The organism is Actinomadura livida (assembly GCF_014648675.1).
GTDB classification, from domain to species: Bacteria; Actinomycetota; Actinomycetes; order Streptosporangiales; family Streptosporangiaceae; genus Spirillospora; species Spirillospora livida.
The window spans coordinates 94,067-117,884 of sequence record NZ_BMRO01000009.1 but is presented as its reverse complement, the minus strand read 5'-3'; the positions used below and the strand labels follow the sequence as shown (position 1 = coordinate 117,884).

The 23,818-nt window shown below is 73.4% G+C and carries 25 protein-coding genes, 2 tRNA genes and 1 pseudogene; 14 read left to right on the top strand and 14 right to left on the bottom strand.

Features of this window, described 5'->3' with window-relative positions; genetic code table 11:
* Window positions 1–15 precede the first annotated feature (15 nt).
* Entirely contained in the window at window positions 16–534 is a 519-nt protein-coding gene (locus IEZ03_RS22205) for a YbaK/EbsC family protein (protein WP_184885906.1), read from the bottom strand.
* 162 nt (window positions 535–696) lie between these two features.
* Here IEZ03_RS22205 and IEZ03_RS22200 point away from each other — a divergent pair, with 162 nt between their 5' ends.
* Genes IEZ03_RS22200 through IEZ03_RS22190 form a run of 3 tightly spaced genes read left to right on the top strand, consistent with a single transcriptional unit; the run spans window position 697 to window position 4,552 of the window.
* A complete protein-coding gene (locus IEZ03_RS22200; protein ID WP_221480795.1) occupies window positions 697–1,368 on the top strand; it encodes a FadR/GntR family transcriptional regulator in 672 nt (223 codons plus the stop codon).
* Window positions 1,368–2,747, top strand: a complete 1,380-nt coding sequence (locus IEZ03_RS22195; protein WP_221480796.1) for a tocopherol cyclase family protein — start codon at window positions 1,368–1,370, stop codon at window positions 2,745–2,747. Before IEZ03_RS22200 ends, IEZ03_RS22195 begins: the two co-directional genes overlap by 1 nt.
* Entirely contained in the window at window positions 2,744–4,552 is a 1,809-nt protein-coding gene (locus IEZ03_RS22190; RefSeq protein ID WP_184885908.1) for a GMC family oxidoreductase, read from the top strand. Before IEZ03_RS22195 ends, IEZ03_RS22190 begins: the two co-directional genes overlap by 4 nt.
* A 3-nt stretch (window positions 4,553–4,555) precedes the next feature.
* Here the strand turns inward: IEZ03_RS22190 and fdhA are convergent, their stop codons facing one another.
* The 4 genes from fdhA to IEZ03_RS22170 all read right to left on the bottom strand — a co-directional run bounded on the left by fdhA (window position 4,556) and on the right by IEZ03_RS22170 (window position 8,531).
* The gene (gene fdhA, locus IEZ03_RS22185) at window positions 4,556–5,770 is read right to left on the bottom strand and encodes a formaldehyde dehydrogenase, glutathione-independent (protein WP_184885910.1); all 1,215 of its coding nucleotides are present in this window, start codon (window positions 5,768–5,770) and stop codon (window positions 4,556–4,558) included.
* 130 nt (window positions 5,771–5,900) lie between these two features.
* The gene (locus tag IEZ03_RS22180) at window positions 5,901–6,572 is read right to left on the bottom strand and encodes a response regulator transcription factor (RefSeq protein WP_184885912.1); all 672 of its coding nucleotides are present in this window, start codon (window positions 6,570–6,572) and stop codon (window positions 5,901–5,903) included.
* Window positions 6,563–7,795, bottom strand: a complete 1,233-nt coding sequence (locus IEZ03_RS22175; protein ID WP_308427992.1) for a sensor histidine kinase — start codon at window positions 7,793–7,795, stop codon at window positions 6,563–6,565. The genes IEZ03_RS22180 and IEZ03_RS22175 overlap by 10 nt, the downstream gene beginning before the upstream one ends.
* Window positions 7,779–8,531, bottom strand: a complete 753-nt coding sequence (locus tag IEZ03_RS22170) for a DedA family protein (RefSeq protein WP_184885913.1) — start codon at window positions 8,529–8,531, stop codon at window positions 7,779–7,781. Before IEZ03_RS22170 ends, IEZ03_RS22175 begins: the two co-directional genes overlap by 17 nt.
* A 219-nt stretch (window positions 8,532–8,750) precedes the next feature.
* Between IEZ03_RS22170 and IEZ03_RS22165 the strand changes: the two genes are divergently transcribed.
* From IEZ03_RS22165 to IEZ03_RS22150, 4 genes are all read left to right on the top strand, one after another.
* Entirely contained in the window at window positions 8,751–9,566 is an 816-nt protein-coding gene (locus IEZ03_RS22165; protein WP_229808486.1) for an SAM-dependent methyltransferase, read from the top strand.
* A gap of 265 nt (window positions 9,567–9,831) precedes the next feature.
* Window positions 9,832–10,326 carry a hypothetical protein gene (locus IEZ03_RS22160; protein ID WP_229808485.1) on the top strand — a complete coding sequence of 165 codons (495 nt, stop codon included), beginning with the start codon at window positions 9,832–9,834 and terminating at the stop codon, window positions 10,324–10,326.
* Between the two features lie 158 nt (window positions 10,327–10,484).
* Complete coding sequence (locus IEZ03_RS22155; RefSeq protein WP_184890732.1) at window positions 10,485–10,673, top strand: DUF5999 family protein; 189 nt, start codon at window positions 10,485–10,487, stop codon at window positions 10,671–10,673.
* Between the two features lie 495 nt (window positions 10,674–11,168).
* Complete coding sequence (locus IEZ03_RS22150) at window positions 11,169–11,450, top strand: hypothetical protein (protein WP_184885916.1); 282 nt, start codon at window positions 11,169–11,171, stop codon at window positions 11,448–11,450.
* Between the two features lie 22 nt (window positions 11,451–11,472).
* On the opposite strand, the gene IEZ03_RS22145 is transcribed toward IEZ03_RS22150, so the two are convergent.
* The 3 genes from IEZ03_RS22145 to IEZ03_RS22135 form a co-directional block, all read right to left on the bottom strand.
* Complete coding sequence (locus tag IEZ03_RS22145; protein ID WP_229808484.1) at window positions 11,473–12,291, bottom strand: ArsR/SmtB family transcription factor; 819 nt, start codon at window positions 12,289–12,291, stop codon at window positions 11,473–11,475.
* A gap of 65 nt (window positions 12,292–12,356) precedes the next feature.
* Window positions 12,357–13,154 carry an SAM-dependent methyltransferase gene (locus tag IEZ03_RS22140; protein WP_184885917.1) on the bottom strand — a complete coding sequence of 266 codons (798 nt, stop codon included), beginning with the start codon at window positions 13,152–13,154 and terminating at the stop codon, window positions 12,357–12,359.
* 109 nt (window positions 13,155–13,263) lie between these two features.
* A complete protein-coding gene (locus IEZ03_RS22135; protein ID WP_221480797.1) occupies window positions 13,264–13,920 on the bottom strand; it encodes a PepSY domain-containing protein in 657 nt (218 codons plus the stop codon).
* Window positions 13,921–14,058: 138 nt separating this feature from the next.
* Between IEZ03_RS22135 and IEZ03_RS22130 the strand changes: the two genes are divergently transcribed.
* Both IEZ03_RS22130 and IEZ03_RS22125 read left to right on the top strand, forming a co-directional pair.
* Window positions 14,059–14,739: a response regulator transcription factor gene (locus IEZ03_RS22130; protein ID WP_184885919.1), complete on the top strand. Its 681-nt coding sequence runs from the start codon at window positions 14,059–14,061 to the stop codon at window positions 14,737–14,739.
* On the top strand, window positions 14,740–16,188 hold the full coding sequence (locus tag IEZ03_RS22125) for a sensor histidine kinase (RefSeq protein ID WP_229808483.1): 1,449 nt from the start codon (window positions 14,740–14,742) through the stop codon (window positions 16,186–16,188). It abuts the gene before it with no gap.
* Here the strand turns inward: IEZ03_RS22125 and IEZ03_RS22120 are convergent.
* A complete protein-coding gene (locus IEZ03_RS22120) occupies window positions 16,163–17,329 on the bottom strand; it encodes an acyl-CoA dehydrogenase (RefSeq protein WP_184885922.1) in 1,167 nt (388 codons plus the stop codon). The two genes, IEZ03_RS22125 and IEZ03_RS22120, sit on opposite strands and share 26 nt — an antisense overlap.
* Before the next feature lie 117 nt (window positions 17,330–17,446).
* Window positions 17,447–18,343, bottom strand: coding sequence for a LysR substrate-binding domain-containing protein (locus tag IEZ03_RS22115; RefSeq protein WP_184885924.1), 897 nt, complete (start codon window positions 18,341–18,343; stop codon window positions 17,447–17,449).
* Window positions 18,344–18,417: 74 nt separating this feature from the next.
* On the opposite strand from IEZ03_RS22115, the gene kdgD reads away from it, so the two are divergent.
* Window positions 18,418–19,332, top strand: a complete 915-nt coding sequence (gene kdgD, locus IEZ03_RS22110) for a 5-dehydro-4-deoxyglucarate dehydratase (RefSeq protein ID WP_184885927.1) — start codon at window positions 18,418–18,420, stop codon at window positions 19,330–19,332.
* 110 nt (window positions 19,333–19,442) lie between these two features.
* Here kdgD and IEZ03_RS22105 read toward each other — a convergent pair.
* From IEZ03_RS22105 to IEZ03_RS22095, 4 genes are all read right to left on the bottom strand, one after another.
* Window positions 19,443–19,517, bottom strand: a tRNA-Val gene (locus IEZ03_RS22105).
* Window positions 19,518–19,604: 87 nt separating this feature from the next.
* A tRNA-Gly gene (locus tag IEZ03_RS22100) sits at window positions 19,605–19,676 on the bottom strand.
* Between the two features lie 119 nt (window positions 19,677–19,795).
* On the bottom strand, window positions 19,796–19,930 hold the full coding sequence (locus tag IEZ03_RS38610) for an LPFR motif small protein (RefSeq protein WP_268248552.1): 135 nt from the start codon (window positions 19,928–19,930) through the stop codon (window positions 19,796–19,798).
* Window positions 19,931–19,983: 53 nt separating this feature from the next.
* Complete coding sequence (locus IEZ03_RS22095; RefSeq protein WP_184885929.1) at window positions 19,984–20,778, bottom strand: putative protein N(5)-glutamine methyltransferase; 795 nt, start codon at window positions 20,776–20,778, stop codon at window positions 19,984–19,986.
* A 94-nt stretch (window positions 20,779–20,872) separates the two neighbouring features.
* On the opposite strand from IEZ03_RS22095, the gene IEZ03_RS22090 reads away from it, so the two are divergent.
* The 4 genes and pseudogenes from IEZ03_RS22090 to IEZ03_RS38075 all read left to right on the top strand — a co-directional run.
* Entirely contained in the window at window positions 20,873–21,676 is an 804-nt protein-coding gene (locus tag IEZ03_RS22090; RefSeq protein WP_229808482.1) for a pentapeptide repeat-containing protein, read from the top strand.
* An 80-nt stretch (window positions 21,677–21,756) separates the two neighbouring features.
* Entirely contained in the window at window positions 21,757–22,326 is a 570-nt protein-coding gene (locus tag IEZ03_RS22085) for a hypothetical protein (RefSeq protein WP_184885933.1), read from the top strand.
* Window positions 22,317–23,411 (top strand): PrsW family intramembrane metalloprotease, encoded by a 1,095-nt coding sequence (locus IEZ03_RS22080; protein ID WP_184885935.1) that lies wholly within the window; start codon window positions 22,317–22,319, stop codon window positions 23,409–23,411. Before IEZ03_RS22085 ends, IEZ03_RS22080 begins: the two co-directional genes overlap by 10 nt.
* An 85-nt stretch (window positions 23,412–23,496) precedes the next feature.
* A pseudogene (locus tag IEZ03_RS38075) lies at window positions 23,497–23,818 on the top strand (cytochrome bc1 complex cytochrome b subunit); the annotation flags it as partial.

The window sequence follows — 23,818 nt, the reverse complement described above, 5'->3', positions numbered from 1 at the left end:
GCGCCGCCCGGCCGGTCACAGCGCGAGGGCGATGACCTCCGCTCCCGGGAGACCGGCGAGCGCCTTGCCGGGCAGGAGGATCTTCGACGTGCGCAGGCCGCTGCCGATCACGACGCGGGACGCGGCGGCGGCCGCCTCGTCCACCAGGATCGGCCAGCCCCCGGGGAGCCCGACCGGGGTGATCCCGCCGTACTCCATGCCCGTGAGCGCGGTCGCCTCGTCCATCGGCGCGAACGACACCTTCCGCGCGCCGAGGTGCTTGCGGACGACGCCGTTCACGTCCGCGCGGCCGTCGGCGAGGATCATGCAGGCCGCGTATGCGACCTGGCCGCCGCGCTTCGCGGCGACGACCACGCAGTTGGCGCTGAGCTCCGGCGGCACCTCGTAGCGCTCGCAGAACGCCGCCGTGTCGGCCAGATCCGGGTCGATCCCGGCGACCTCGGCCTCCGGCACGTCGCCGATCGCCGCGGCGACCGGCTCCGCCAGCAGGTCCCGGTGCTCGTTCGCCGGCCGCCAGTCGAGCGTGCCCACCATGTCGCGCGTCCCCTCTCGTGTTCCCCGGTTCCCCTGGGTTCCCCGGCTTCCAGCGTGCCAAGGGTCTTGACGCGGAAACGCCGCTCGTGGTCCAGTGGCTGAGCCACTGGACCACTACACCGGAGTGTTGAGACGTCCTCGCCCATCCCCCGCGACACCGTCGTGGACTCCCTCGTCGACCGGCTGCGCGACGACGTGCTGAGCGGCCGCTACCCGCCCGGCTCCTACCTGCCGCCCGAGCGCGAGCTGGCCGCCGGCTACGCGGTCACCCGGACGTCGCTGAAGCACGCGATCGTCCGCCTCGCGCAGGCCGGGCTGCTGGAGACGCGGCACGGCGTCGGGACCCGGGTCCGCGACTACGAGCGGCTCGGCGGGCCCGAGCTGCTGCCGATGCTGGTCCACACGGCCGGCCCGGCCTGGATGCGGGAGATCTTCGAGGTGCGGCGCGAGGTGGGCGCCCAGGTGGCGGCCAAGGCGGCGGAGCACGGCACGTCCGAGCACCGGGACCGGCTGCGGGAGCTGGCCGCGCTGCTGCGGGACGCCGGCGACGCGGACGCGGCGCAGCTCACCGAGTGCGAGATCCACCGCGTCATCGCCGGCGCGACCGGCAACCGGGTGTACGGCTTCCTGGTCAACTCGCTGCTGAACGCCTACCTGAAGGTCCGGGAGCGGTTCACGCACGCGTTCGCCGACCCCGCCGCCGCGGCCGACCGGATCGCGCCGCTGGTCGGCGCGCTGTGCGCCGGCGACCCCGCACGGGCCCGCGGGGCCGCGGAGGCGTACTTCGCCGAGACCGAAGCGATCATGCTCAAGGGCCCGGAGAGGAGCGGATGATGGCCCCGTCCACGAGAGCGCGGAGGACGACGTTCGACGAGGTGATGGAGGGCGCCTTCCGCCTCGCCGGGGAGGACCGCGACCGCCCGATGCGGCTGGATCTGTCGATTGACCTGCCCGGGGTGCTGCGGCCGTGGAGCGACACCGAGGGCGCCCTGACCGGGCACGTGCGCGTACCGGGCTGGGCCGACGACCACTCGGCGGCGGGCCGGCTCCGCGTCGCCCCGCTCACCGCCCGCCGGATCCGCTACACCATGGACTTCACCGGCCGCGACGGGCGGCGCCTGCACCTGGACGGCTGGAAGTCGATCGACCCGCGCCGGCCCGTCCGCTCGATGACCACCCTCCCGGTCACGGTGACCGGCGAGGACGGGACCGTGGCGGGCGAGGGGCTGCTGCGCTTCGACCTGCGCCGCGACCTGGCCCGCTTCATCGCCGGCGCCCGGTTCCCCGGCCCCGACCCGATGCGGTCGCGCTGGCGGGGCCAGGCCGGGCGGCTGGAGGTCTGGTACACGACGCTGACCGACCCGGTGACCGGGACCGGGTTCTGGCTCCACCACGAGCTGCTCGCGCCGGCCGGGGGCGAGGCGCGCTCGCACGGCTGGGCCACCGTCTTCCCGCCCGGCGAGCGGCCGGTCCTCGCCCGGTTCGGCCCGTACGGGTGGGACCGTCCCGAGGCCGGGTTCCTCGCCGGTCCCGTCGCGCATGTCGGCGACCGGCTCACCGGCACCGCCGGGACGATCGCGTGGTCGCTGCGCGAGACCGGCGGCGGCGAGCCGGTCCACACCTTCCCGCGCTGGGCGTGGGAGTCGGAGCTGCTGCCCGCGGCGCAGATCGTCCCGCGGCCGTCCGCGGTGTACGACGGGGTGGTCCGGTTCGGCGACCGCGTGCTCGAACTCGACGGCGCGCCAGGCGCGTCGGCCCGCATCTACGGGCACGGCAACGCGCGGCGCTGGGCCTGGCTGCACGCCGACCTCGGCGGCGGCGACGTCTGCGAGATCGTGGCCGCGGTCTCCACCCGGCCGGGGCTGAACCGGCTCCCGCCGCTCCCGCTCGTCCGGCTCCGGGTGGACGGCGAGGACCTCGCCACCGGCGACCCGCTGCTCGCCGCGCGGCGCCTCAAAGCGGACATCGGGCTGCCGGCCTGGACGGTACGCGGCCGCATCGGCGACCGGGCCCTCCTGGTGGAGGTGACGCAGCACCCGGAGGAGACCGTCGCCGTGGACTACGCCGACCCGGACGGCGCCCCGGCCGTCTGCCACAACTCCGAGCGCGCCGACGTCCGCATCGTGCTGGCGCGGCGGGCCGGGCGCGGCTGGGAGACCGAGCGGGAGTGGCGCCTGGACGGCACCGGGCACGCCGAGGTGGGCCTGCGATGAACGCCATGACCGGGGCGGTCGCGACCCTGCTCGGCATCGAGGACGCCGCCGACCTCGCCCGCGTCGCCGCCGGCGCCGAGGCCATCGCGGACTCGCTGCCCGCCCCGGCGCGGCTCGGCCTGCGCACCGGCGCGGGGACCCTGGACGTGCTGGCGCGGCTCACCACCGGGCACGCCCTGGACGGCCTGGACGCCGCCGGCCGCGACGCGTTCTGCGCCCGGGTGGCCGCCCGCCCGTCCACCGCCCGGATGGCCGAGATGATGAAGATCCCGCTGCTGCTGGCGGCCGGTACGGAGCTGCTGCCCGCGCCGCCGCCCCCGCACGGCCTGGCCCGTCCCGATCCCGAGCTGGACTGCGCGCCGGCCGCGGAGTGGCCCGGGTGCACGACCGCAGACGCCGTCGTGATCGGGTCGGGGGCGGGCGGCGCGATGGCGGCCCGCACCCTCGCCCGGCGCGGGATGTCGGTGGTCGTCCTGGAGGAGGGGCGGCGGTTCACGTCCCGCGACTTCCGGGGCCGGCCGCCGCTCGACCGCTTCCTCGGCCTGTACCGGGACGGCGGCGCGACCTTCGCGCTCGGCCGCCCGCCCGTGCTGCTGCCCGAGGGCCGCGCGGTCGGCGGCACCACCGTGGTCAACAGCGGCACCTGCTACCGGACGCCGGAGCACGTCCTGCGGCGGTGGGCGGAGGCCGGCGCGCCCGTCGAGGGGTTCGGCGACCGCCTGGACGAGGTGGAGGCGACCCTGCGCGTCGCGCCGCAGCCGATGGGGCAGCTCGGCCGCAACGGGCTCCTCGCGCTCGCCGGCGCGGAACGGCTCGGCTGGCGCGCGGCACCGCTGCGCCGCAACGCGCCGGGCTGCGTGGGCAGCGCGCAGTGCGCCGTGGGCTGCCCGCACAACGCCAAGTACGGCGTGCACCTGAACGCGCTGCCGCAGGCGTGCGAGGCGGGCGCCCGCATCGTCACGGAGGCGACCGCCGAGCGGATCCTGGTCGAGCGCGGCACCGCGACCGGCGTGCGGGCGCGCCGCCCCGACGGGACGTTCTTGGAGATCCTCGCGCCGCGCATCGTCGTCGCGGCGGGAACCACCCGGACACCGCTGCTCCTGCGGCGTTCCGGCCTCGGCGGGCACCCGGAGCTGGGGCGCGGCATGGCCGTCCACCCGGCGACGAACCTGGCCGGGCGCTTCGCCGAGCCGGTCGTGTCGTGGTCGGGCGTGATGCAGAGCGTCGGCATCGAGGAACTCCACGCCGACGGCATCCTCATCGAGGCGACGGCGACCCCGCCCGGCATGAGCTCGTTCCCGCTGCCGGGCCTCGGCCGGAGCCTGCGGCGCGAGCTGGCGGGTGCCGACCGCCTCGCCGTGCTCGGCGCGATGATCGCCGACGCCCCCTCGGGCCGCGTCCACGGCGCCCGGCACCGCGCGCTGATCCGCTACGACCTGGCCCGCGAGGACGCCGCCCGGCTGCGCCGCGCCCTCGTCGCGATGGGCCGGGTGCTGTTCGCCGCGGGCGCGGAGGAGGTGCTCACCGGCCTGGCCCGCAAGCCGGCCGTGCGGGACGAGGCGGAGCTGACCCGCGCCGCGGCCATGGCCGCGCCCGCGGACCTGCACCTGGCCGCCTTCCACCCCACCGGCACGGCGAAGCTCGGCGCGGACCGCGCGCGTACGCCGGTCGACCCCGCGGGGCGGCTCCGCGGTGTCCGGGGCGTCCACGTCGCGGACGCCTCGGTGCTGCCGAGCTGCCCCGGGGTGAACCCGCAGCTGACCATCATGGCGATGGCCCTGGCGATCGCCGACGGGATCGGGTAGGGATCAGGCGGCGGCCCCCACCGCGCCGTGCGGGTCGAGGATGTACTTCGTCGCCGCGCCGCGGTCGAACTCGGCGTAGCCCTCGGGCGCCTGGTCGAGCGGGATCGCCTGGGCGTTGACGTTGCGCGCGACGCTCACCCGGTCGTACAGGATCGCCATCATCAGCTGCCGGTTGTACTTCATCACCGGGCACTGGCCGGTGACGAAGTAGTGCGACTTGGCCCAGCCGAGGCCGAACCGGAGCCCGAGCTGCCCGGCCTTGGCCCGCTCCTCCGGCGCGCCCGGGTCGTCGGTGACGTACAGGCCGGGGATGCCGAGGCCGCCGGCGGCGCGGGTGATGTCCATCAGCGTGTTGAGGACGGTGGCGGGCTGCTCGCCGGCGGACCCCTCGGGGCCGTGGCCGCGCGCCTCGAACCCGACGCAGTCGACCGCCGCGTCCACCTCCGGGACGCCGAGGATCTGCTCGATCTGCTCGGGCACGTTCTCGTGCCGGGACAGGTCGATCGTCTCGCAGCCGAAGCCGCGGGCCTGCTCCAGCCGCTGCGTGTTCATGTCGCCGACGATGACGACGGCCGCGCCGAGCAGCAGGCACGCGGTGGCGCAGGCGAGCCCGACCGGGCCCGCGCCCGCCACGTACACGGTGGACCCGGTGGTGACGCCCGCTGTGTAGGCGCCGTGGTAGCCGGTGGGGAGGATGTCCGACAGCATCGCGAGGTCGGGCAGCTTCGCCAGCACGGTGTCGCGGTCGGCGGGGAACTTGAGCAGGTTGAAGTCGGCGTAAGGGACGACCGCGTACCGGGCCTGGCCGCCGTGCCAGCCGCCCATGTCGACGTACCCGTACGCGGCGCCGGGACGTGCCCGGTTGACGTTCTCGCACACGCCGGTGTGCCGCTCCTTGCAGTTGCGGCAGCGCCCGCACGCGATGTTGAACGGGACGCTGACGAGGTCGCCCTTCTTGATGAACTCGACGTCCCTGCCGAGCTCCACCACCTCGCCGGTGATCTCGTGGCCGAGCGTGAGCCCGGCGGGTGCGGTCGTCCGGCCGCGCACCATGTGCTGGTCGGAGCCGCAGATGTTGGTGGCCAGGACCTTCAGGATGACGCCGTGCTCCAGCTTGCGGCCGTCCTGCTCGGCCAGTTCGAGCTCGGGGTAGTCCAGGTCCTCGACCGTGACCTTGCCGGGCCCTTGGTAGACGACGCCTCGGTTGGTGTCCGCCACGACCTCTCCCTCCACGTTGAGGTTCGGCTCGCCGGCGCCCTGGACGACGGAACGCGTTCAATCGCCCCGCCCATCCGGGCGGCACGGGTGCCGCGATCGTACGCCCGGACGTATACCCCGTCCATGCCCGTTAGTCCGTTTTGCTCATGTCGGATCGGGAGCCCAGATAGCGCAGGACGGCGAGGACGCGGCGGCTGTACCCGGACGTCCGCGACAGGTCGAGCTTGTCGAAGATCGCGTTGACGTGCTTCTCCACGGCGCTCTGCGAGATGTGCAGGTTCTTGCCGATCGACGCGTTGGTATGGCCCTGCGCCATGTTGTCCAGGACGTCCCGCTCGCGGGGCGTGAGCCGCGCGAGGGGGTCGGCCCGCGTCCCGTGCGCGGCCAGGAGGCGGCGCACCACCTCCGGGTCGAACGCGGCGCCGCCCGCGCCGACCCGGTCGAGGGCGTCCAGGAACTCGTCCACCTGCGCCACCCGGTCCTTCAGCAGGTAGCCGACCCGGGCCGTGTCCGCGGTGATCAGCTCGGTCGCGTACCGCCGCTCCACGTACTGCGACAGGACGAGGACGCCCACGTCCGGCCAGCGCCGCCGGATCTCCAGCGCGGCGCGCAGCCCCTCGTCGGTGTGGGTGGGGGGCATCCGCACGTCCACGACCACGACGTCGGGCGGCCCGGCGGCCACCGCCGCCAGCAGCGCGCCGCCGTCGCCGACCGCCGCGGCCACCTCGTGGCCCTCCTCGGCGAGCAGCCGCACCAGGCCCTCGCGGAGCAGCGTCGAGTCCTCGGCCAGCATCACCCGCACGGCAGCTCCGCACTGATCACGGTCGGGCCGCCGGGCGGGCTGTGCACGGCGAACGTCCCGTCCAGCGCCGCCACCCTGCGGGCCAGCCCGGCCAGCCCGCCGCCCGCCGGGTCGGCTCCCCCGGCCCCGTCGTCCTCCACGCGCACGCGGATCATTCTCCCCGACGCGCTTCCCGGCGCGCCCCCCGGCGCGTCCCCCGGCGGGGGCGGCGGCGCCGCGACGTCCACCACCACCCGGCCGGCGCCGGAGTGCTTCGCCGCGTTGGTGACGGCCTCGCAGACGACGAAGTACGCGGCGGTCTCCACCGCGTGCGGAGGCCGGTCCGGCACGTCGTAGCCGATCGCCACGGGCAGCTGGGACCGCTCGGCGACCGTCTCCAGCGCCGCCCGCAGCCCCTCCCCGTCCAGCGCCGCCGGGTAGACGCGCCAGGCGACCTCGCGCAGGTCGTCCAGGGCGCGCCGGGACTCCTCGTGCGCCTGCCGCAGCAGCTCGGCGGCCCGGTCTCCGTCGCCGGCGCGGCGCGCCCGGCCGATCAGCATGCCGAGCGCCACCAGCCGCTGCTGGACGCCGTCGTGCAGGTCCCGCTCGATGCGGCGGCGCTCGTCGTCCACCGCGTCCACCACCTGCGCCCGGGTCACCGACAGCTGCGCGATACGGCGCTCGTACTCCTCCAGCGGGCTGGGGCCGAGGCACCGCCGCGCGACGGCCTTCTCCAGCGCCACGACCCCGACGAGCCCCTGGACGGCCAGGAACAGCAGCACGAGCCCGGCGACGGCGGTGTAGAGGACGATCCACCAGTGCGGCGGGATGCCGTCCATGTAGTCGCCGGTGATCCACCAGCCCACGGCCAGCCTGATCGCGGCCGCCGCCCCGTAGGCGATCAGCAGCAGGACGACTCCGCCGAGGAGGCCGACCGGGACGCGGAGGACGAGGTAGGCCAGCGCCTTAAGTGGCCCGTGGTCGGCCGCTCCCTCCTCGTCGAGGAACCTGCGGAGCCGCCACCGCTCCAGCTCGGTCGCGGCCTGCGCGGCGTCCGCGACGACCGCCGGGACCGTCCGCTGTCCCCGGGAGAAGGCGAGCGAGTACGCCATCAGGAGCGCCGACAGCACCAGCAGGAACAACTCGACGCCTGCGGTGAGGGCGCCCAGCGCCAGGCCCACAAGTGCCCGCGCTGCGACGCGCGGACCGCGCATGTCAGCGCGCATGTCAGGAGGAGCGGCCACGCTCGTATTCTCTAGTGCCCGGCTCGGGCTCCTCGTCGGCCGGCTGTCCGTCCTCGCGCTCCCGCCGGCCCTTGCCCTCCCGCCGACCTCGCCGCGCCTTGCGGACGCGGACGGCGACGAACACCGCCACGGCCAGGGCGAACGCCGCGAGCACGGCCCTGGAGTACATGCCCATGTACGTCTCGACCGTCTGCCAGTTGTCGCCGAGCAGGTATCCGGCCAGGACGAACACCGTGTTCCACAAGGCGCTGCCGAGCGTCGTGTAGAGCAGGAACTGCGTCATCCGCATGCGCTCCACCCCGGCCGGGACGGAGATCAGGCTGCGGAAGACCGGGACCATCCGGCCGAAGAACACCGCCTTGGTGCCGTGCCGGGCGAACCACGCCTCCGTCCGGTCCAGGTCGTCGAGCTTGAGCAGCGGCATCCGGTCCACGAGCTGGCGGACCCGGTCCCGCCCGACCGCCGCCCCGATCCAGTAGAGGACCAGTGCCCCGGCGACGCTCCCGAACGTCGTCCACAGGAGGGCGCCCGTCAGGCTCATCCCGCCCTGCGCGGCCGTGAACCCGGCCAGCGGGAGGATCAGCTCGCTCGGCAGCGGCGGGAAGAGGTTCTCCAGCGCGACCGCCAGTCCCGCACCGGGCGCGCCGAGCTTCTCCATCAGGTCGGTCAGCCAGCCCGCGACGCCCCCGTCGGGACCGCCTCCGGACGCCGCCGCGGCGTACGTCGTCTCGATCATGTCTGCAACGTTAAGAATCGGCCCGTCCTCGTCACCATGGAGAACACCGCCTACCCCGGCGGCCGCGTTCCACACTTCGGCCCTGCGGAAAACCGCACCCCCGGGCGGCCGGGATGGGGAAAGATCCTCCCCGCCAGGGCGAACGGGCCTACGCTTGGAGGCCCCCCGCCCCCCGTGCGCAGCGCCGCCGCGGGCCCGAGCCAGGAAGGAGATGTCCGCGTGGCCGACGACCTCCCCGATAAGGCGCCTCCCGGCATCGACCCCTCCACGCCGACGTTCGCGCGCGTCTACGACTACTTCCTCGGCGGCAAGGACAACTTCGCCGCCGACCGCGAGGTGGCCGACATGGTCCTGCAGCTCGTGCCGGAGGCCCCGGTGGTGGCCAAGGGCAACCGTGTCGCGATCGAGCGCGCGGTGACGTACATGGCCGCCGAACTCGGCATCGACCAGTTCGTCGACATCGGGTCCGGGCTGCCCACCGCGTCGAACGTGCACCAGTTCGCGCGCGCCGCCAACCCGCACGCGCGGGTCGTCTATGTCGACAACGACCCGATCGTCCTGGCGCACGGGCGGGCGCTGCTCACCGAGACGGGCGTCGCGACGTTCATCCAGGGCGACCTGTACGAGCCGGAGAAGATCTTCACCGATCCGGCGCTGACCGCCCTCCTCGACCTGTCGCGGCCGGTGGGCATCGTCCTGGCGGCGATCATCCACCACGTGCCGGACGACCGGGACCCCGCGGGAGTCGTCCGGGGGCTCCTGCCGTTCCTGGCGCCCGGCAGCCACGTGATGCTCACCCACCTGCACGACTCGGGCAACGACCCGCGCGTCGAGGAGGCCAAGCGCATCCTCCAGGCGGGGCTGGGCGGGTCCTGCTTCCGGCACTCCTCGGAGATCGAGCGGTTCATGGCGGGGCTCACCATCCTCGAACCCGGTGTGGCGCACGTCACCGAATGGCGGCCGGACGGGCCGGCGGGGCCGCTGGAGCACCCTCTCCACACCCAGATGGCGGCGGTCATGGGCCGGAAGGAGTGACGGCGCCGATTCAGCGGAGAGTGAAACCCCGGCGCCCTCCCGACCGGCCGCCCGGGGAGGCCCGGAAGCCCCGCAGCCCCAGGCAGGCAAGCGGTTTGCGGACGCTGGCGGGCCCGGTTTCGGACACCGGAGCGCACCGCATCCCGGTAAAGAATCTTTTTAAGCGACTTTTCGGTTAACAGCCTTTCTTGTAGCGTTCGCAGGGTTTTGTGAAGTGCATTCATGATCGGATTTCCCGCCAGCAAGATCATGTAAGGACGCCGCGATGCCCATGGCGACTGGCCTGGCCGCGGCCGCGCTCCTCGGCCTGCTCACGCTCCTGGCCACCGCGCGGCACGGCAGGCGCCGACACCGCCCGGAGAAGGAGCACCCCGAGTCCCTGACGGCCGTCCTGGGGCCCGGGGACGAGGAGTACCTCGCCTGGCTGGCCGACTACCACTGGCCAGGCGACGAGTACCTCGACCTGGAGCACGAGTGGCTCGAGGAGCTGGATCTCCCCGATCCGGGCGCGCACTACCTGTCGCCGCTGTGCCCCCACTGCAACCTGCGCCGGGAGGACGTGTGGCCCTGCCCCTCGTGCGGGCGGCTCCTGCACTCGTCCTGCGGGCACGGGATGCGGCGCAGGCGGGTCGACCGGCCGTACCGCACCCACGGCGCCAACTCGGAGGCGGTCATCGGGGAGTGGGTCTGCACGGGCTGCACCTCCGTGGTCGGCCTGGACGTCGACCACGGTGACGAACCGGACGGACGCCTGCACTGAATGTGGCGAGTTGCCCGGTCTTGTCCGGCTTCACACGTACCGAACGGTAAAGAATTCCTCATTGACTTGCATATTTCGGACGAGCGACGGCAGGCTGCATCTATGTCCTTAATCACAGGGACGCCCTGGAGGAACTCGTGACCGCTCAACACCACTCGATCTGCACCCACGAGCCGGCCTGTCCGAAGCCCGACGCGCTCGACCGCGAGGCCGCGCGCACCGTCGCGCACCACCCGGAGCAGGGCTGGAGCCTGCTCTGCAACGGCATCGTGGTGTTCGACGACACCGGTGAGCTGCTCCCCGACGGCCGGGCCGTCGCCCCGCACCGCCCCATCGCCACCGCCTGAGCAAGCACCGCCTGAGCAGCACCGCCTGAGCAGCACCGCTTGATCAGCAGCGCCTGATCACCACCGCCTAGCCGCCGGGTCTCCCCGCACCCGCCCGGCCGCGCGCGATGCGTCGCGCCCCGCCACGAGGCGCCGCCTTCCCCGGCCGCGGCCGGGACGCCGCAGCGCCCTTCCCGTGGCCGCGGCGGGTCTTCCTCCCGCCCGCCGCCGCCCGCTTGCCCTCCCGCCCGCGTGTCGCGGTACTCCCGCGCGCATATCACGCCAGCCTGGAGAGGGACCGCAGTACGAGGCGCCTGGGACGAGCCCGCCGGTCCGCGCGCGGGCGCGCCCGGACGGCACGCCACCGGTCCATCGGCACGGGCCATCGTCCCCGGGCCTTTGTCACCGGCGGCCGCATGTCGTCCCCGCATCCGCCCGGTCACCCCGATAACGTTCAACTGTTTTGCGACGTACGCAAGAATCGTGTTGAACTCGACCGCGAAAGGACGGTGTGGCGTGATCACGGCGCTGGTTCTCGTGTCTCTGGCCGCCCTGCTCGGCCTCTGCCTGCCGAACCTGCTCCGTCCCATGGCGCCGGGACCGGACCGTGCACCGCCCGCGGACGACGCCCCGCCCGTCCATCCCGAGTCGATGACCGCGGAGCTCGACCCCGGCGACGAGGAGTACCTGGCCTTCCTCGCCGACGCGCTCTGGCCCGACGACGAGTACGCCGAACTCGAGCACACCACGGACGGCGAGGAGGAGTCCGGCGGCGGCGGCAGCGGCATGCTGATCTAGCCGCGCCGGGCGGGACCCCGGTTCAGGCGGCGGGTTCGGGAAGGGGCTCGCCGGTCTCCAGAAGGGTCTTGAGGCCGGAGACGATGGCCGGCCAGCCCTCGCGCGACATGCCGAGGAGCACGTCGCCCGCCTCGTGCACGACGGTCAGCTTGACCGTCTCCCCCACCGGCTCGATCTCGAAGGTGACCTTCGAGCGCGGCTCGGCGAGGAGCCTGGCGCGGGTCTCCTCGTCCACACCGACGGCCTTGGCCCACTCCGGCGTGAACGTGTGCCAGGTGTAGGAGAGTCGGCGGCCGGGCTCGGCCTCGAGGACGACCTGCTCCGGGTCGGCCATCGTCGCGGCCTCCTCGTGCCAGGTGATCGTGGAGCCGGGCTTCCAGTCCGACTCGAAGGCGACGCCCCAGTAGCGCCGGGTGAACGCCGGATCGGTCAGCGCCTGCCAGAGGCGCTCCGGCGTGGTCTTGATGTAGGTCGTGTAGACGAACCGGCCTTCGGTCGCCGTGTCGTTTCCGGACATCGGGCTCTGCTCCAATGCGGTCTTCAGGTCGGCCAGGGCACGCGCGCGTTCGCGGTCGTACCGGCTGATCCAGCGGTCGGCGATGGCGTTGATGGGGGCGGCGTTGAGGTAGTGGAGCTTCTCGCGGCCGCGGCGCGCCGTCGTCACGAGCTGCGCGGCCTCCAGCACCGCGAGGTGCTTGCTCACCGACTGCCGGGCCATGTCCAGCCCGGCGCACAGTTCCCTGAGGGTCTGCCCGTTGCGGCTGTTCAGGCTGTCCAGCAGGCGGCGCCGGCTCGGGTCGGCCAGCGCCTTGAAGACCTCGTCCATGTACCGTCCCAACATGCAGCCATCTGGCTGCCTAAAAGATTAGGCAGCCAGATGGCTGCATGTCAATGCGGGCCGGCGGGTCAGGGCTTGCGGCCCACGCCGCCGAACGCGTCCACGGCCTCCGGCTCACCGGGGGCGTCCGGGCGCCAGTGCGTCACCGGCACCACGCCCGGTTCGACGAGCTCGAGGCCGTCGAAGAACCGCTCGATCTGCTCCGGCGTCCGCAGCACGAGCGGGGTGTCGCCCGAGGCGTTCCACACCTCCACGATCCGGTCGGACGACTCGCCGTGGACGACATTCGTCCCGTCGTACATCGCGAGATGGCTCCCGGAGGGCACCGCGTCCAGGAGCCGCCGCACGATCGCGTACGCCTCGGCGTCGTCGGGGATGAACTCCAGCACGCCCATCATCGTCAGGGCGACGGGCTCGCCGAAGTCCAGCGTCTCGGCCGCGGCCTCCAGGATGCGGCCGGGGTCGCGCATGTCCGCGTGGAGGTAGGCGGTGCGCCCCTGGGGCGTACTGGTGAGCAGCGATCTCGCGTGCTCCAGCACGAGGGGGTCGTGGTCGACGTAGACGATCCTCGATTCGGGTGCCGCGCGCTGGGCGACCTCGTGGGTGTTGTCCACCGTGGGCAGGCCCGTCCCGATGTCGATGAACTGGCGGACGCCCACCTCGGCCGCCAGGGGCCACACGACGCGGTTGAGGTACAGGCGGCTCGCTCGGGCCAGGCGCGCCACGTCCGGCAGCATCCCGATGATCTGGTCGCCGACCTGCCGGTCCACCGGGAAGTTGTCCACTCCGCCCAGCCAGTAGTTCCAGATGCGCGCGACGTGCGGGACGCTCGTGTCGACCAAAGGGCCCGGTCTGTCGTGGACCATACGCACCCTCCCCCACGCCGATCCTGCCCAGCGCGAAGACCGTCAGTCCTCACGTGGAGGACCGACGGTCTTCTGGGAGCGGACGCCTCAGCGATCGGCCGCGGAGCGGTCAGTCATCGTCCCGGTCGTCATCACGGTCGTCGTCATCGTGGTCGAACACGACCTTGGAGTTGCCGGCGTTCACTTCGAGCTCGCGCTCGTTGCCGTCCTGCCCGGTGATCTCGATCTCCCAGACGGCCCTGCCGTCGTCCTCGTCGAACTCCACCGAGGTCACGGTGCCGGGCGCGGACCGCAGCGCGGCCCTGGCGGCCTCCGACACGCTGACCTTTGCCTTGCGCAGCGCCGCGGCCTCGTCCCGGTCGTCGTCATCGTCGTCGTCCGCGCGGTCGGACAGGACCTTGCCGCTGCCGGCGTCGACGGTCAGATCGCGCCACTCGCCGTTCCCGGCGAGCACCTCGACCTCCCAGACGCCGTCGTCGAGGTCGATCTCCGCGACGTTGCCGGACACCGCCTTCAGCGCCGCGGCGGCGGCCTGCTCGGCCGTGACGCGTTCGGCGGCCCGCCCGGTACCGGCGCCGTCGTCGGACGGCTGCCCGGACGGCGTCGCCGCGATCGCCGGACCCGCCGGGGGCGGGACGGCGCCCTGCTCGCCGCCGCCGTTCGCGGCGGCGACCGCCGTGGCGCCCCCGCCGGCCAGCACACCCGCCGCCACGACCGTCACGAGCAGCCCGCGCCCCGTGAACATGCGCCGCACGTCGATACCCATCGAACCCCTACCTCCAGAAGTCGCATCCGGGCCGGTGCTCCGGCCCGCCCCCTTCGACCTCCACATTGCTCTTTGTACCTGTAGCGCTCCTGAAGCAACCTGAAGTCGTCTTCAGGTTGCACCTGGCACCCTGTGAGGATGCGCCTGCTGATCGTGGAGGACGAGAAACGCCTGGCCCTGTCCCTCGCGCGGGGGCTGACGGCGGAGGGGTTCGCGGTCGAGACCGTCCACGACGGCGCCGAGGGGCTCCAGCGGGCGCTCGGCGGCGGGTTCGACCTCGTCATCCTGGACATCATGCTGCCCGGCATGAACGGCTACCGGGTGTGCGCGGAGCTGCGGGCGAGGGGCGACGAGACGCCGATCCTGATGCTGACCGCCAAGGACGGCGAGTACGACGAGGCCGAGGGCCTGGACACCGGCGCCGACGACTACCTGACCAAGCCGTTCTCCTACATCGTGCTGGTCGCCCGTGTCCGCGCGCTGCTGCGCCGCCGGACGCGCGGCGCGGCGCCGACCATCGTGCTCGGCGACCTCACCGTCGACCCGGCGGCGCGGCGGGTGCACCGGGGGGACGTGGCGGTGGAGCTGACGGCCAAGGAGTTCGCCGTGCTGGAGCACCTGGCGTCCAACGCGGGCCTGGTGGTGTCGAAGTCGCAGATCCTCGAGGCCGTCTGGGACTTCGCCTACGAGGGCGACCCCAACATCGTCGAGGTGTACGTGAGTGCGCTGCGCCGCAAGCTCGACGTCCCGTTCGGCCGCAAGTCGATCACGACGGTGCGCGGGGCGGGGTACCGGCTGGCGCGGGACGGGGGCGCCTGAGTGGCCGGTCGCCTGTCGTCGGTCCGGGCGCGGACGACCCTGGGCGCGACCGCCGTCGTGGCCGGCGCCCTCATCGCGGCGGGGCTCGCGGTCGTGCTGCTGCTGCGCGCGAACCTCTCCGGGCAGACCGACCTGGAGGCGGAGGTGGCGGCGCGGAACGTCGCGTCGCAGCTCGCGTCGGGCACCCGCTTCGCCGACCTCGACCTGCCGGACGGGAAGGAGCACCCGGTGCAGGTCGTCGACGAGGACGGCCGGGTGGTGGCGGCCAGCGAGGACCTGGAGGCGATCAGCGGGACCGGTTCCCCGGATGTGCGCCCCGCCTCGCCCTCGGCGGAGCCCGGCGACGACGATGACGATGACGACAACAACGATGACGATCTCGGCCCGGGTGAGGTCTCCGACGACGACCCCGGCTTCTCCACCGGCAGCGCGACCGTCGACGGGAGCAGCGCCGACTACCGGTTCGCGGTGGTGGAGGCGACCACGCCGCGGGACGAGACCGTCACCGTGCACGCCGGATCGGACCTGTCCGGGACGCGGGACGCGGTCGGCACCGCGACCCGGGCGATGCTCGCGGGCCTGCCGCTGCTGCTGGCCGTGGTCGCGGGCGTGACGTGGCTGGTCACGCGGCGCGCGCTGCGCCCGGTGGAGGCCGTGCGCGCGGAGCTGGCCGAGATCACCGCGGCCGGGGACCTCTTCCGGCGGGTGCCGGTCCCGGACTCGGGGGACGAGATCGCCGACCTGGCGGCCACGACGAACGAGACGCTCGCCCGGCTGGAGGAGTCGGCGGCGCGGCAGCGCGGGTTCGTCGCGGACGCCTCGCACGAGCTGCGCAGCCCGATCGCCTCGCTGCGCACGCAACTGGAGGTCGCCGCGGCGCATCCGGAGCTGCTCGACATGGACGGGCTCGTCGAGGACGTCGTCCGGCTCCAGCACCTGGCCGCCGACCTGCTCCTCCTCGCCCGCATCGACGCCGGGGAGCGGCCCCCGCCGGAGACCGTGGCGCTCGGCCGGCTCGTCCGGGACGAGCTGGCTCACCGCGCGGCGAGCGGCCGGGTGCCCCCGCGGTCGTCGGTCGAGGCGGACCCCCAGGTCACCGGCGTGCCGCGGCAGCTGTCGCGGGTCGTCGGGAACCTCCTCGACAACGCCGGCCGGCACGCGGACGAGGTCGTCCGGCTGTCGCTGCACGAGGAGGCGGGCCAGGCGGTGATCCAGGTCGCCGACGACGGCCCGGGAGTGCCGCCCGCCGACCGCGACCGCATCTTCGAGCGGTTCGTGCGGCTGGACGACGCCCGCAGCCGGGACGAGGGCGGGTCGGGCCTCGGCCTGGCCATCGCCAGGGACCTCGTGGTGGCGCACGGCGGGGGCATCACCGTCGGCGAGGCCCCCGAGGGCGGCGCGCTGTTCGAGGTCCGGCTGCCGGTCAGCGGAGGAGTTGGCGGGCGATGACCATGCGCTGGATCTGGTTGGTGCCCTCGTAGATCTGGGTGATCTTGGCGTCGCGCATCATCCGCTCCACCGGGAACTCCCGGGTGTAGCCGTACCCGCCCAGCAGCTGGACCGCGTCGGTGGTGACGTCCATCGCCACGTCCGAGGCCAGCGCCTTGCACGCCGACGACACCAGCGTCAGGTCCGCCACCTGCTCACCCTGCATCGCCCGCTCGGACTTGATCGCCGCGTGGTAGGTCAGCTGGCGGGCGCCTTCCAGCCGCATCGCCATGTCGGCCAGCATGAACTGCACACCCTGGAAATCGGCGACGGGCCTGCCGAACTGGCGGCGGTCCTTGACGTACCCGACCGCGAAGTCCAGCGCGCCCTGCGCGATCCCCAGCGCCTGGGCGGCGATGGTGATGCGGGTGTGGTCCAGCGTGGCCAGCGCCGTCTTGAACCCCGTGCCCTCGGCGCCGATGATCCGGTCGGCCGGGACGCGGACGTCCTCCAGGATGACCTGGCGGGTCGGGGAGCCCTTGATGCCCAGCTTGCGCTCCTTCGGGCCGAACGACACCCCCGGGTCGGACTTCTCCACCACGAACGCCGAGATCCCCCGCGCACCGGCGGACGGATCGGTCACCGCCATCACCGTGTAGAACTCCGACACGCCCGCGTTGGTGATCCACATCTTGGTGCCGTTCAGCACCCAGTCCCCGCCGTCGCGCACCGCACGCGTCTTCATCCTCGCCGCGTCCGAGCCGGCCTCGGCCTCCGACAACGCGTAGGAGAACATCGCCTCACCCCGCGCCACCGGCGCCAGGTACCTGTGCTTCAGCTCTTCCGAGCCCGACAGCAGGATCGGGACGGTGCCCAGCTTGTTCACCGCCGGGATCAGCGAGGAGGAGGCACAGGCGCGGGCGACCTCCTCGATCACGATCACCGTGGCGAGCGCATCGGCTCCCGCGCCGCCGTACGATTCGGGCACGTGCACCGCATGCAGGTCGTTGGCCGCCAGCGCGTCCAGCGCCTCCTGCGGGAACCGCGACTCCTCGTCCACCTCCGCCGCGAAAGGAGCGATCTTGGCATCGGCCAGCTCACGCACCGTCCGCCGCAGCAGCTCATGCTCCTCCGACGGCGCATACGTGGGAAAGTCGCTCATCGTTCCTCCGCGGTGCCCCCGGCCGCGTCCGCGGCCATTTAGTTTGACGACCAATATTTGGACGCCAAAGTAAGCGAGAGTGCAGCACGAGGTCAAGGCGGGGCCGGGCGATGCGCGTCACACGGGACCGGCAGCGTCCCCCAGGTGGCTCAGAAGCTTCGCCAGTGCCGGGTTGTCGTTGCCGCGCCGCCAGGTGAGGCTCAGCTCGACGGGATCCGGCCCGGCGATGCCGACCGGCCGGAACGTGAGGCCCGCGTAGCGGAGCCGGGCCGCGGCGGCGGGCACCAGCGCGAGGCCCCAGCCGCCGTTGACCAGGGCCAGGACGCTGTGGACCTGGCTGAGGTACTGCGCGTACACCGGCGTGACGCCCGCCTGCCGGAACAGGCTGATCAGCAGCTCGTAGAAGTAGCGCGCCTCGACCGGCGAGTACATGATGAACGGCTGCCCGTCGAGGTCGGCCAGCCGGATCGGCCCGTCCCCCGCCGCGAGCGGGTGGTCGTTGGGGATCGCGGCCAGCAGCGACTCGCGGTCGGCGCCGCGCTCCGCAAGGTCCGGGTCCGTGACGGGAGGGCGGACCAGGCCGAGGTCGAGGGAGCCCTCCGCCAGGGCTTCGACCTGGTCCCTGGTCACCATCTCGCGCAGGACGATCCCGACGCCGGGCAGTTCCGTCCGCGCGACCTCCAGGAGCCGGCCGAGCGTCGCGTACGCGCTGGCGGCGGTGAACCCGATCGTGATGCTCCCCGCCTCCCCCGCCGACACCTGCCGGACCGACATCTCGGCGTGGTCGGCCTGGTGCAGCAGCCGGCGGGCCTCGACCAGGAACGCGCGCCCGGCGGGGGTGAGGCGCACCGAGCGGTTCGTCCGGTCGAACAGCCGCACCTTCAGGTCGTTCTCCAGCAGCTGGATCTGCCGGCTCAGCGGCGGCTGCGTCATCCGCAGCCGCTCGGCCGCCCGGCCGAAGTGCAGTTCCTCGGCCACGGCCACGAAGTTCGCGAGCTGGTTGAGCGTGAACATCGATTCCCTACGGGTATCAGTGGATGCCTATTTCGTGTTGGACCTGGATCAATCGGCCATCCTAACCTCGGGCCATGAAGCAGACCGCGCCCGACGAGATCGCCCGCCGGCTCGGCTCCGGGCTCCTGTCGTTCCCCGTCACCCACTTCCGCGACGACCTGTCCTTCGACGAGCCCGCCTACCGCGAGAACATCGCCGGGCTGGGCCGCGCGGGCCTCAGCGGCCTGTTCGCGGCGGGCGGGACGGGCGAGTTCTTCTCCCTCACGGCCGACGAGGTCCGGCGGGTCGTCCGGGCGGCGGTGCAGGACGCGCCGGACGGCGTGCCCGTCATCGCGCCCGCCGGCTACGGCACGGCGACGGCGGCCGAGATGGCGCGCGACGCCGAACGCGCGGGCGCGGACGGCATCCTGCTCTTCCCGCCCTACCTGACCGAGGCGTCGCAGGAGGGGCTGGCCGCCCACGTGCGGGCCGTGTGCGCGGCGACCCGCCTCGGCGTGACGATCTACAGCAGGGCGAACGCCGTCTACCAGGACACGACCGTCGCCGAGATCGCCGACACCTGCCCGAACCTGGTCGGGTTCAAGGACGGCGTCGGGAACCTGGAGCTGATGACGCGCATCAGGGCCCGGCTCGGCGAGCGCCTCGTCTACATCGGCGGGCTTCCCACCGCCGAGACGTTCGCGCAGCCCTACCTGGAGATGGGGGTGACGACGTACTCCTCGGCCATCTTCAACTTCGTGCCGGACTTCGCGCTCGGGTTCTACCGGGCCGTCCGCGCGCACGACCGGGACGAGGTGCGGCGCCGCCTGGAGGAGTTCGTCCTGCCCTACTGCGAGATCCGCAACCGCCGCGCCGGCTACGCCGTCAGCATCGTCAAGGCGGGGATGCGGGCCGTCGGCCGCCCGGCGGGGCCCGTGCGGCCGCCGCTGACCGACCTCACCGAGGACGAGTTCGACGCACTGGCAGAACTCGCGCAGAAGGCGAAATGACCGGGACCGCCGGGGCGGCGGCCCCCGACCGGGTCACGCGGATCGAACTGTCGTCGGTCACGCTGCCCCTCGCCGCCCCGGTCAGCGACGCCAGTCGTCGGCGGAAAGGGTTGACCGGACAGGACTCGAACCTGCGACCCGCTGCTTGTAAGGCAGCCGCTCTCCCGAAACTGAGCTACCGGTCAATGGTGCCCTCCGGCGGGCGGTGGCGTCCGCCCGCCTGGGCACGGGAGGACCGGCCGGGGGTCGTTACTCCCGCCGGTCCAGTCCAGAGCCGCACTCGAGAATCGAACTCGATACTCCTGAGTGGAAGCCAGGTGCCTCACCATTTCGGCTTGTGCGACATAACACGATTTCGTTACTCATATGGTGCGGCAGTTACCGCAGAGGCGCAATCGGTTTTACCCGGACCCGCACCGGGGCCCGCGGTTCACGGGCCCCGGTGCGGAGGGGGTATTGCGCGTCAGACGGCCCGGCGGCGCGAACGCGTCCGGCCACGTCCGGGGGTCAGCAGCCGCTGGATGACCCTGAGCGGCAGGGTGATGATGCTGACGATCGTGCCGATGATTGCGCTGAGCGCTCCGCTGATGCGGCGCATTGGATTCACTCCTTCGAGTCGTCCTATGCCGCCGTATACCCGCACATGACGTTTTACACAGGCTTTGCCGCAATGACCACTGTGACGTGGAACTCGGCGGAGACCGACACGGCGGCGGTCAGGCCGCCCTGCTCGACGGCGGCGACCGCGGCGGGGGCCTGCCGCGCGCTCGTCTCGAAGAGCAGATGCCCGCCCGGGACGAGCCACTGCGACGCCTCGGCGGTGAGGCGGCGCAGGACGTCGAGGCCGTCCGCGCCGCCGTCCAGGGCGATGCGCGGCTCGTGGTCGCGCGCCTCCGCCGGCATCAGGCGGAGGTCGCCGGTCGGCACGTAGGGCACGTTGACGAGCAGGATGTCGACGCGTCCGCGCAACACGTCCGGGAGGGGGCCGAAGAGGTCGCCCTCGTACACCTGGCCGCCGAACGGCGCGACGTTGCGGCGGGCGCAGCGCACCGCGGCGGGTTCGATGTCGGCCGAGTGCAGCGCGAACTCGTCCAGCCCCGCGACGAGCGCGACCCCCAGCGCGCCGGAGCCGCAGCACAGGTCGACGACCACCGGCCGGGGCGGGACCAGCGCCTTGGCCTCCCGGACGAGGAACTCGGTGCGGCGGCGCGGGACGAACACGCCGGGGTCCACGGCGATGCGGAGGCCGCAGAACTCCGCCCAGCCGAGGACGTGTTCGAGGGGCAGCCCGGCGGCGCGCCGCTCCACCATCGCGGACGCGTCGTCCGGGGTGCTGGCCGTGGCGAGGATCAGCCGCGCCTCGTCCTCGGCGAACACGCAGCCGGCGGCGCGCAGCGTGGCGGCGATGGCCGACTCGGTGGGAGGTTCGGTGGGAGGTACTGACATGGGCGTCGGCAACTGTATCCCGGCCGAGCGGTCCGGAGCATGGGCGGCCCGGCGCGAGAATGGGGGCCGAGGGACGGGAGAGGACGGGGAGGACGTGCCGGAGAGGCTCGACTTGAAGGCCGACTGCGCGAACTGCTTCGGGCTGTGCTGCGTGGCGCTGCCCTTCGCCAAGTCGGCCGATTTCGCGGTGGACAAGGACGCGGGCGAGCCGTGCCGGAACCTCCTCGCCGACTTCCGCTGCGGCATCCATGCGAACCTCCGCGAGAAGGGGTTCCAGGGCTGCACGGTCTTCGACTGCTTCGGGGCCGGGCAGAAGGTGTCGCAGGGCACCTTCGGCGGGCGGGACTGGCGGCGGGCACCGGAGGTCGCGCGCCAGATGTTCCAGGTCTTCCCGGTCATGCGGCAGCTGCACGAGCTGCTCCGCTACCTGGACGAGGCGCTGGCCCTGCCGTCCGCCGAGCCCGTCCGCGGCGAGGTCCGGCGGGCGCTGGACGACGTCGTCCGCCTCACCGGGGCGGGCCCCGCCGAACTCCTGGACCTGGACGTGGCGGCGGTGCGGGGAAGGGTGAACGTCCTGCTGCTGCGGGCCAGCGAGCTCGTCCGGTCCGGTGTCCCGGGCCGCCCGAAGAGCATGCGGGGAGCCGACCTCATCGGCGCGAAGCTGACGGGCGCCGACCTGCGCGGCGCCGACCTCCGGGGCGCGTACCTGATCGCGGCCGACCTGCGGCGCGCCGACCTGCGATCGGCGGACCTGATCGGGGCCGACCTGCGGGACGCCGACCTGCGCGGCGCCGACCTCACCGGAGCCGTCTTCCTCACCCGCGCCCAGCTCGACTCCGCGCGGGGCGACTCCCGCACGCGCGTACCGGCCGCGCTGGGCAGGCCCGCGCACTGGTGACCCGCGCCCCGGCGGCCGCTGATCTTGTTTAGTGCCGCGGCCAGCGGGAATTTCCGCAGCGCACGTCATCGGGGGGCTGCATGACGCGGGTGAGATGGTGGGGTACGGGCGTCGTGGCGCTGGTCCTGCTGATCCTCTGCGGCGGGCTGGCCCTGGTCAACGCGGCGCTGGGGAGCGGCGGCAGGCCGGTGGCGCCCGGGACGGTCCTGTCCGCGGGCACGCCGCGCGACGGGATGCGCCCGGTGACGTTCGTCGTCCCGACCGCGGGCTGGCTGCTCAGCCCGGCGGACACCACGCTGACCAGCAACATCAAGCTCCTCAGCGGCGACGTCACGGTCAACCTGAACGTGGTGGTCCCGCTCGGCAGGCTGGACGCGCGCCGGCTGTGGGACGGCCTCGGCCGGATCGTCGAGGCCGGCGGGCAGACGCGGCTCGGCGCGGGCCCCGCCCCGCTCATGACGGCGGACGGCCTGACCGGCCTCACCGGGAGCATCACCGGGCGGGACCGGACGGGCACGGCCGCGGTGTTCGCGACGGCCACGCTCGGCGCCACGATGACGGCCGCGGGCCCTCCGCACGCCTACGTGCGGCTGGCCCCGGAGATCGAGGCGATGATGCGGACCGTGCGGATCAGGTCGCCGTGGCCGTGACGCGCCGCCCCGCGTTCTGGCTGTGGGCGGCGACGTGCCTGATCGGAGCCTGGATCGCGTGGCGGGGGCTGGACGCGGTGGTGCGGGCGTTCCCGGTGGGCTCGGTCGCCGGGCTGGTGCTGCTGGTGCCGACGCTTGCCGCGGGGTTCTGGGCGCTGCGGCGGCTGCACCCGGTCCGGTCGCTTCCGATCGGGTACGCGCTGATCGCGGTGTCGTGGGGCGGGCTCGCGGCGTTCGGTCTGGCGCTGCCCGCGAACGCCGCGTTCCAGGCGGTGATCGGGAAGACGGCCGGGCCGGTGTTCAACGCGGCGTGGGGCGCCTCCATCGCCGCGCCGGTCGACGAGGAGATCCTGAAGCTGCTCGGCGTCGTCACGCTGGCGCTGATGGCGCCGTCCGCGGTCCGCGGGCCGCTGGACGGGTGGGGCTACGGCGCGCTGGCCGGGCTGGGCTTCCAGGTGTCGGAGAACTTCCTGTACGTGCTCAACACCATCGTGCTGACGGGTGCGACGCAGGACGTGAACGCGGCGCTGTTCTCGTTCGGCAGCCGGGTGGTCGGCGGCGCGTGGTGCAGCCACTGGGCGATGACGGCGGTGGGCGGCGCGGGTCTCGGGTGCCTGCTCGGCAGGCCGTCCCGGGCGAGCGCCGCGGTCGCCGGGGGCGCGTTCGTCCTGGCGATGGCCCTGCACTCCTGGTGGGACTCCCCCATGCTGCACGGCGTGCTGCTGCTGCCGGTGAAGGGCGCCCCGATCCTGCTCGCGGCGGTCGTCGCGTACCGGCTCTCCAGGCGCCGCTACCTGTCGCATTTCCGGCGCACGACGCACGCGGAGACCGTCCGGGGCGTCCTCGTGCCGGGCGAGGGGCACGTCCTCGCCTACCGCAAGTGGCGCGAGAAGGAACGGTGGGAGGTGCCGGCCGGGGAGCCGCGGCGGCTGCTCGCGCGGCTCCGGGCCGCCGAGCTGGAACTGATCGAGGACGGGCTCGGCGGGCTGGAGCGCGATCCCGGGGCCGCCGAGCGGCTGCGGGACGACGTCCGGGACCTCCGCCGGCTCCTCAACGCCTCCGAGGGACGGCCCCGGGTGGCCTGACGCGGGCGGCCGGCGGCGTCGTTTGCCGCAGGTGGCCGGGGGTACCGCCCAGCGGAGATCAGGGGTTGGCCAGGGGAGACGCACGATGGCGGGACGGAAGGGAAGGGCGCGGGGCGAGCTTCCGGCGAGGCTCGTCCACGGAGTCAGCGACAGGCTCGGGACGACCCGCTTCCTCCACCAGAACCTCCGCAAGGCGTTCCCGGCGCACTGGTCGTTCCTGCTGGGCGAGATCGCGCTGTACTCGTTCGTCATCCTGGTGATCACCGGGATCTTCCTGACGTTGTTCTTCAAGCCGAGCGGGATGCCCGTCGTCTACGACGGCTCCTACGCGGCGCTGCGGGGCCTCTCGATGAGCGAGGCGTACGCGTCCACGCTGCACATCTCGTTCGACGTGCGGGGCGGCCTCC

What these genes read in the sequence shown, in the direction of transcription:
- IEZ03_RS22205 (WP_184885906.1), bottom strand. Translation starts at nt 534, where the DNA reads ATGGTGGGCACGCTCGACTGGCGGCCGGCGAACGAGCACCGGGACCTG.
- IEZ03_RS22195 (WP_221480796.1), top strand. Translation starts at nt 1,368, where the DNA reads ATGGCCCCGTCCACGAGAGCGCGGAGGACGACGTTCGACGAGGTGATG.
- IEZ03_RS22190 (WP_184885908.1), top strand. Translation starts at nt 2,744, where the DNA reads ATGAACGCCATGACCGGGGCGGTCGCGACCCTGCTCGGCATCGAGGAC.
- IEZ03_RS22170 (WP_184885913.1), bottom strand. Translation starts at nt 8,531, where the DNA reads ATGATCGAGACGACGTACGCCGCGGCGGCGTCCGGAGGCGGTCCCGAC.
- IEZ03_RS22160 (WP_229808485.1), top strand. Translation starts at nt 9,832, where the DNA reads ATGCCCATGGCGACTGGCCTGGCCGCGGCCGCGCTCCTCGGCCTGCTC.
- IEZ03_RS22145 (WP_229808484.1), bottom strand. Translation starts at nt 12,291, where the DNA reads ATGTTGGGACGGTACATGGACGAGGTCTTCAAGGCGCTGGCCGACCCG.
- IEZ03_RS22140 (WP_184885917.1), bottom strand. Translation starts at nt 13,154, where the DNA reads ATGGTCCACGACAGACCGGGCCCTTTGGTCGACACGAGCGTCCCGCAC.
- IEZ03_RS22135 (WP_221480797.1), bottom strand. Translation starts at nt 13,920, where the DNA reads ATGGGTATCGACGTGCGGCGCATGTTCACGGGGCGCGGGCTGCTCGTG.
- IEZ03_RS22130 (WP_184885919.1), top strand. Translation starts at nt 14,059, where the DNA reads ATGCGCCTGCTGATCGTGGAGGACGAGAAACGCCTGGCCCTGTCCCTC.
- IEZ03_RS22120 (WP_184885922.1), bottom strand. Translation starts at nt 17,329, where the DNA reads ATGAGCGACTTTCCCACGTATGCGCCGTCGGAGGAGCATGAGCTGCTG.
- IEZ03_RS22115 (WP_184885924.1), bottom strand. Translation starts at nt 18,343, where the DNA reads ATGTTCACGCTCAACCAGCTCGCGAACTTCGTGGCCGTGGCCGAGGAA.
- kdgD (WP_184885927.1), top strand. Translation starts at nt 18,418, where the DNA reads ATGAAGCAGACCGCGCCCGACGAGATCGCCCGCCGGCTCGGCTCCGGG.
- IEZ03_RS38610 (WP_268248552.1), bottom strand. Translation starts at nt 19,930, where the DNA reads ATGCGCCGCATCAGCGGAGCGCTCAGCGCAATCATCGGCACGATCGTC.
- IEZ03_RS22095 (WP_184885929.1), bottom strand. Translation starts at nt 20,778, where the DNA reads ATGTCAGTACCTCCCACCGAACCTCCCACCGAGTCGGCCATCGCCGCC.
- IEZ03_RS22085 (WP_184885933.1), top strand. Translation starts at nt 21,757, where the DNA reads ATGACGCGGGTGAGATGGTGGGGTACGGGCGTCGTGGCGCTGGTCCTG.